This window comes from Paenibacillus sp. oral taxon 786 str. D14, from assembly GCF_000159955.1.
GTDB classification, from domain to species: Bacteria; Bacillota; Bacilli; order Paenibacillales; family Paenibacillaceae; genus Fontibacillus; species Fontibacillus phoenicis.
This window is the reverse complement of sequence record NZ_GG695970.1, coordinates 576,940-584,165: the sequence shown is the minus strand read 5'-3', so window position 1 is coordinate 584,165 and position 7,226 is coordinate 576,940. Positions and strand designations below refer to the sequence as shown.

7 protein-coding genes are annotated in these 7,226 nt (G+C 59.2%); all 7 read right to left on the bottom strand.

Annotated features, from left to right (window positions below):
• On the bottom strand, positions 1-374 hold a 374-nt coding region (locus tag POTG_RS02735; protein ID WP_036643817.1), incomplete at its 3' end, for an XdhC family protein.
• A gap of 71 nt (positions 375-445) precedes the next feature.
• Complete coding sequence (locus POTG_RS02730; RefSeq protein WP_009223264.1) at positions 446-2,761, bottom strand: xanthine dehydrogenase family protein molybdopterin-binding subunit; 2,316 nt, start codon at positions 2,759-2,761, stop codon at positions 446-448.
• Positions 2,758-3,255: a (2Fe-2S)-binding protein gene (locus POTG_RS02725; protein ID WP_009223263.1), complete on the bottom strand. Its 498-nt coding sequence runs from the start codon at positions 3,253-3,255 to the stop codon at positions 2,758-2,760. Before POTG_RS02725 ends, POTG_RS02730 begins: the two co-directional genes overlap by 4 nt.
• 30 nt (positions 3,256-3,285) lie before the next feature.
• Positions 3,286-4,245 carry a 4,5-dihydroxyphthalate decarboxylase gene (locus POTG_RS02720; protein WP_009223262.1) on the bottom strand — a complete coding sequence of 320 codons (960 nt, stop codon included), beginning with the start codon at positions 4,243-4,245 and terminating at the stop codon, positions 3,286-3,288.
• Between the two features lie 21 nt (positions 4,246-4,266).
• On the bottom strand, positions 4,267-5,115 hold the full coding sequence (locus tag POTG_RS02715; protein WP_009223261.1) for an FAD binding domain-containing protein: 849 nt from the start codon (positions 5,113-5,115) through the stop codon (positions 4,267-4,269).
• Between the two features lie 34 nt (positions 5,116-5,149).
• On the bottom strand, positions 5,150-5,461 hold the full coding sequence (locus POTG_RS02710; protein ID WP_036643815.1) for a 2Fe-2S iron-sulfur cluster-binding protein: 312 nt from the start codon (positions 5,459-5,461) through the stop codon (positions 5,150-5,152).
• A 63-nt stretch (positions 5,462-5,524) separates the two neighbouring features.
• Positions 5,525-7,225, bottom strand: a complete 1,701-nt coding sequence (locus tag POTG_RS02705; RefSeq protein WP_009223259.1) for an FAD-binding protein — start codon at positions 7,223-7,225, stop codon at positions 5,525-5,527.
• Position 7,226: the final 1 nt, after the last annotated feature.

Genomic DNA, 7,226 nt, shown 5'->3' with positions numbered 1-7,226 from the left:
TCCACGCGCTGCCGCAGATCGCCGATGATCCGGTCCGCCGCGTCCGGCGCACAGACCGGATCAAACGGCTCGAGCCACACCGTGATCGCCCCGTTGCACCCGAGGCCGGTCCCCCACACCACATCTTCCCCAATGCGGAAGTCGTATAGCAGCTTGCGCGGCTCCAAGGTGCGAAGCACCTCCTGGGCATGCTCGCGCAAGTCTTCCTCAATGCAGCCGCCGCTCAGAATGCCCGTCACCTCGCCATCCGCATGGATGAGGCAGCGGGCGCCTTCCCGGCGGTAGGCGGAGCCGTCCACATCCACAATCGTGGCAACAACGCAAGCCCGGCGCTCCGCCAGGCAGGCGTCCAATGCAAGAATGAGCTCCTCCATGTTCATGTCATCTCCCGTCTTCAATCTCGGGTCCGTCTATCTCAATCCTGGAACGGAACCCCCACCCTTTATTACGATTGCAGCGATTTCCACACGCGTTCTGCCGACAGCGGCAGCACATAACCGCGCCGTCCCGTTGCATGGGCGATCGCATTGGCAATGGCGCCCGGAACCGGATCCAGCGCCACTTCGCCCAGTGACTTCGCCCCAAACGGGCCGTGCGGATCGGCTTCCTGCACGAAATGAACCTGAACATCAGGCATATCTTTAGCTCCCGGCATGCGGTAGTCCATCATCGAAGGGTTCATGACTTTGCCTTCCTGTACGATCAAATCCTCCATCGTGACCCAGCCGATGCCTTGGGCGACGGCGCCCAGCACCTGACCTTTCGCCATCGTCTCGTGGATGATCGTGCCCGAATCGTGCACAGCCCAATACCCGACAACCTTCGTCCGGCCGGTGTCCGGATCCACCTCAACCTCGGCGACATGCGCCGCAAACGGATAGTTTGGCGAAGGATGTCCGAAATAACTGGCGTCCGGCAGCTCGGTATCCGGCACATAGGTTTCCTTAACAGTGAACTCCTCGCCAGCATGACGCGCCCGGAACCAATCAACGACATCGCTAAGCGAATACGTTTTTCCCTCGTGCTTCACGACGCCCGCCTCATACACCGCTCCTTCGCCAAGAGCCTGAACGGCCAATTGCTGAATTTCGCGGACCAGCGATTCCGCCGCCTTTTGCACCGCATTGCCGCCCATCACCGTACTGCGGGAAGCCAACGTACCGATGCCAAACGGATACCGCCCGGTATCCCCGGATCTGACCAAAATCCCGTCTTCCGGAATCCCGAGCACGTGGCTGGCGATGCGGGCGTAAGTCATTGACATCCCTTGACCTAACTCGATTTCGCCGGTTTCCACTTCAACGAATCCGCCTGGTTTAACGCGAATGACTGCCGTTGAGCCGTCAAACCGAGGATCGATCGCGCGGAAGCCCGAGACGTGGTTAGCCACCGCAAGGCCAAGGCCCCGGTAAGGCGGCAGTTCGTTTCTCCGCTCCCAACCGGACAGCTCCTTCACCTTCTCGATGCACGCTTCCAAATTACACGTATCGAGACGATATCCATGCAGCGTCGTGTCGCCGGCGTGGACGATATTTTTGAGACGCAGCTCGGCCGGATCCATTCCCAGCTCCAGCGCAATTTCGTCAATCACGCTTTCCACCGCGAATAGCATCTCCGCATTGCCGAACCCGCGCATACACGTCGTTGGACTATTGTTGGTGTACACCAGGTATCCCGTCGACTTCACATTGTGGAAATGATAGATGTTGTCCGGCCGGGTGCAGGCGGTGGCGATGACGTTGGGACTCCAATAGACGCGAGCACCCGCATCGGCATATACCGTCAGCTCTTTGTACACGAATTTCCCTTCCGCATCTGCCCCGATCTCAATGTCAAAGGTCAGCGGAACACGCGGATGGGCCGTAATCATATCTTCATACCGATCCAAAATGATCTTCACGTGCCGTCCCGTCGCCATTGCCAAGGCCGCCGCGATCACATGAACCTTCAGGACGTATTTAGCGCCAAAAGAACCCCCAATCGGCGGCACGATCATCCGCACCTTGTCTTCTGGCAAGCCAAAACCGGCAGCATACGCTTCCCGCGCCCGGTACGGAATGTGGGAAGGCGCCCAAATGGTGATGCCCTCCTCCTCCGACCAGTGTGCAATCGCCCCAACCGGCTCCAAATGTCCCTGATATATTCGGTTCGAAACGTAACGCCCGCCTTTCACGACGGCCGCCTTCCGCTTCCCTGCTTCCACATCGCCGCGCGCGACATCCACCTTCATCGGACGGTTCAGCTCCACGTCCTCGTGAATCTGCGGCGCTCCAGGAGCCATCGCCGCTTCGGGGTCAAACACGCCTTCCAAAGGCTCTAGCTCCACCTCGATCAGGGCCAATGCTTGCTCGGCTGCTTCTTTCGTCTCGGCTGCAACCGCAGCGATTTCATCGCCGATGAAGAGCACGCGATCGCGGGCGAGAATGTTCCAGTCTTTGAATTTGGTAGGCCCGTATTTATGGTTAGGCACGTCATCTGCCGTGATAACAGCATGAACGCCTTCCACTTGACGGGCTTTGTCCACGTTAATCCGTTTGATCCGCGCATGCACCAGCGGGCTGCGGTAAATCGCGCCAACCAACTGCCCGGGAAAATTCATATCGTGCAGGTAACGGGTTTGCCCCTCCAGCTTGGACTTCAGATCCAACGGCTTTTGCTTTAACGTCGGATGGCCTTGCCGAGCTGATGGGTTCGGGTCAGCCGGGTTCATGACCTTGGCGTCTTGTGATTTGCTAGGTTGCTGCAGGCTGTTCTTCGTCATCGCACGGCTCCTTTCGAGGCCAGGACGTGCTCCGCCGCTTCAATGATGCCGCGATAGCCGGTACACCGGCACAGGTTGTTCTTCAGCGCCGCACCGATGTCACCGCCGAACAAGTCTGGATTTTGCAGCCAAGCCCAAGTCGACATCATCATCCCCGGGGTGCAAAAACCGCATTGTACGCCGCCGTACTCCTGCATCGCCTGCTCTAGCTCCCGGAATTCGGGATGCCGGGCTAAGCCTTCGATCGTTTCAACCGTTTGCCCTTGGGCGGAAGCCACCGGCACCAAGCAAGAAACGACCGGCTGGCCGTCCAGCAACACGGTGCAAGCCCCGCATTCGCCGGTGCGGCAGCCGATTTTTGTCCCCGTCAGGCCTTGTCCTTCACGGATCACGTCCGCCAGCGAAGCGGTCGGCTCTCCGTTCCAGGTCACGTCCTCGCCGTTAATGGTTAACGTCAAACTAGAGTTAGGGTTATGGTTATGTCCGCCGTTCATGAGGCAGCACCTTCTTCCTTTTGCAAATGCTTATGTGTCTTGGACGGAGGAATGGAACACTTCCTGCGGCGTGAAGCTGCGATCCAGCAAGCCGTCCTCCTGAAGATAGGAAATAAACGTCTCGATCTGCGGCCAGTTCGCAGCAACGCCATAAGGCCACATATCCCCGTTCATCAGCTTGGCCGATTGTTCAGCCGATTCCCAGACAAACGGATTGGAGGTTGCGTTGCGAATCGTCTCCAGCAGCTCGGTGATCCCTTCATCTTTGATCTCCCGCATCAGCTCGTACAACTGCTTCGGCAGTTCCGGAAATTGCTGAACGGTCTCCGCCTTCAGCGAAACCAAGTGCATAATCGGGAAAATCCCCGTACGCTGGTAATACTTCCGCTCGACGTTCCAGACGTCCGGGATTAACCGGCGCAGCACGCCGCCTTCGCCCGAAGCGGGGAACAACTTGGCCGGCGGGCGCCGAGCCGTCATGATCGCATCCACTTTGCCTTCAGCCAGCGCTTCAAAAATATCGCCTTCCACCAGCTTTGCCGGCGTCTCCACCGGCACCCGCTCTGGACGGAACGTATACCATTCCATCTCATCGGTGGCGATCCCCCATTCATGCCGGAACATGCCCCGGACCCATACGGCCGCCGTCATTTGAAACTCGGGAAATCCGAACCGCTTGCCTTTGAGTTCAGAAGGGTGAGTATACGGACTGTCCGAGCGGACATAAATCGCATTATGCCGGAATGACCGGGACAGAAATACCGGTATTGCCGTTAACCGCGTATCTCCTCCGCCTTTGGCAATCAGGTAGGAGGCCAACGAAAGCTCGGATACGTCATACGACGCCTGCGAAATTTGTTTAACAAAAATCTCCTCGATCGACTCCCGCTGCACGTCGAGCGCAAAGCCCGGCAGCGGTTTGGCGCCGCTGAGCAACTTTAAGGTGCGATCGCTCTCTGACATCGCGATCTTTAAGGTTGTCCCTGCCATGGTGATGCTCCTTTCCCCTCGTTACAGGCCGTTTGCGAGCAAAGCGTTCGCGGCCCGCTTGATATAAGTCCCGACTAAGGCGCGGCGATACTCCGCGCTGGCGCGCACATCCGTGATCGGCGAGCTATGCTGAACGTATAACGCGCTGAGCTCGTCCAGCTTAGCGGCAGTAAGTTCCCCGCTCCAGCGCTGCTCTTCCTCCGCGCTCAGCGTGAAAGGCTTGGGCGCGGCCGCGCCAATCGCGGCAGTCCCCCACTCGATCTCGCTGCCCTTGCCTTGCAACAGCAAGGCGACGGAGACGATCGAGATGTCGGTGGCCGCGCGCTGATCGTGCCGCAGAAACACCTGCGGCACCTCGAGCACCCGGGCCGGGATGAACAGCGACGCGATCAGCTCGCGTTCGCGAAGCTGGGTCGCCTTCGGCCCGGTGATGAAGTCCGCGATCGGCACGCAGCGGGTGCCGTCCGCCCCGGCAAGCCGGACTTCCGCTCGGTAAGCGACGAGCGGAACGACCATATCGGCTGCCGGGGAGGCGTTCGCCACATTGCCGCCAAGCGATGCGCGGTTTTGGATCTGCCAGCCGCCGACGATACGGGCGGCTTGTTGCAGCGCGGGCACGACGCGAAACGTGTCGCTGCCCCAAATTTCGGCGGCCGTCACCGCGGCGCCGATTTCGAGACCCGCCTCGGTTCGGCGGGTCGCTTGCAGCTCCGGCACGCGCCGGATGTCGAGCCAGTCGGTATGCTCCGACTCGTACGATTTGCGCTGCGCGTTCACGAACAAATCGGTTCCCCCGCACACGATGCGGGGGTTCCGCTCCCGAAGCAGCTCAAGCGCTTCGTCTAAACTGCGGGGCTGTAACCAGGCCATAATTGCCCCTCCTTCATGTGAATAATGGTCATGTCTACTCCAGCGCTGTCGCCAAATCCTTGATCCACGGACGGCCGGTCAGCGGTTCGATCTTAACCTCACTGCCTGGAACGGCACGGATGCTGCACAAGTAGCCAGGTTTGCCGTCCACAAACGCCGAGCATTCTTTGCAGGCGTTGGCGGAACGGCAGGAATACCGTACCGAAAAGGACGGGTCTACATGCTCCCGAATCCAAAAGATCGCATCCAGCAGGCTCATCCCGTCCCGGAACGGAACTTCGTATTTCTCCAAGGAAGCGCCGCTTTCCGCATCACCGCGAACTACGTTTAAAGTCACTGTTGCCATTGTTCCTTTTTCTCCCTTCATTCGGAACCGTCTTGCCGGCTCGCTTGATCTCATCCGTCTCCGTTAGCTGCCCGCCGGCAGCGGAACCTCGGATACGACCCATTCCCCTGCCTCATTCAAGACATAGCTGTAGCTGGACGGTTGGCTGAGCGTTTCATCGTAGTCCAACCGCACATGTGCGCCGCGCGTCTCCTTGCGTTCCAGTGCGCCCAGCACAATCGCTTCGCTGACCTTCAGCATGTTGGCGGCTTCCAGCTTCTCGAACAGGGACAGCGCAAACTTGCCCGGCTTCGCCAGCGAGATGCTGTCCAGCTCGCTGCGCAGTGCCTGCAGCTCCGTCAACGCTTCCTTCAAGCCGCTTTCCGTACGAAGCGGTCCGGCTCCCTTCCACATCACCTTCTGCAGCTTGCGTTTAAACGCTTGGAGCGATGCGGTATCCCGTTCAACCGGGACAGGGTGCCAAAATTGCGTGAGCCGCTCCATCTCCCGCTCAAACGCTTGACGTACAGCAGCTTCATCCAGCGCATCGCTTTTCTCCCGTGCCGCGGTTTCGCCGGCGATACGGCCGGTGACCAGCGCTTCAGTGATGGCATTGCCAGATAAGCGGTTAGCGCCATGCATGCCATAAATCAGCTCGCCCGATGCCAGCAGCCCTGGCACCCGCGTGCGCATCGCTTCGTCCACGCGTACGCCGCCAAGCATAAAGTGCGCCATCGGCGCCACTTCCACCATATCTTTGGTCAAATCAACGCCTTGATTCCGCAAAATATCGATGACCGGACCAAACGCTTCCTTCAGCTTGTCCTCCGGCACCATCGTGAAGTCAAGATACGCCCCGCCGTGCGGCGTGCCGCGGCCAGCCTCCACCTCGCGGAAAATCGCCAGCGTCGTTTGGTCACGCGCAGCCGTGTATTTTCCGGCAACTTCCCCGTTGTATTTATCCATAAATTCTTCTTTTAAACCGTTCAGCAGACGGCCGCCCAGCTTATAGCGGAACGGATCCCACATGATCGGATCGATGCCAACGAGCGGCGGAAACAGGTGGGCGATCGGGAAGAACTGCACCATTTCCATATCGCGCACCTCGGCGCCCGCCTCGGCCGCCAGTACGAATCCGTCGCCGGTCATGTTCGCCGACGCACTGTTACGCTCAAAGACCTCCGTTAATCCGCCCGTGGCCAAAATGACCGATGAAGCGGCGATACTAATCGGACGGTACTCCTCCATCTCAAAGCCGATTGCACCAACGGCCCGCCCATTTTCGACGACAACTTTCGTGATCATCACGTTTTTGAGCCGCTGGATCTTCTCGTCCTTCCATATCGCCTTCTTTAAACCGGCTGCCGTAGCACCGCCCGTATTCAAAATGTCCACGTAGACGCAGCGGGCTTTGGAATGCCCCGGAGCAAACGTCTGCGAACGCTTGCCATCCGGCGTTCGGGCCCACTTAACGCCATAACCTTCCGCTTCGAGGATTACTTCAGGTCCCCGTTCAACAACGGCGCGGACGATGTTCGGATCGGCCAAGCCCCGGCTTCCCTTCATCGTGTCCTCAAAATGAATTTCCGTGCTATCCTCTTCCGCTTCGCCCAAAGCCACGGCCACGGTCATCTGCGCCAAAATCGTCGCTCCGCCCCGGCTGATTAAGCTCTTGTCGGTCAAAATCACGCGGGCGCCTTCATCGGCCGCCGCTCGGGCCGCCATCAACCCGGCGGCGCCTGAGCCGACAACCAACACATCCGTCTGCAAATGCAATGGTTCCATC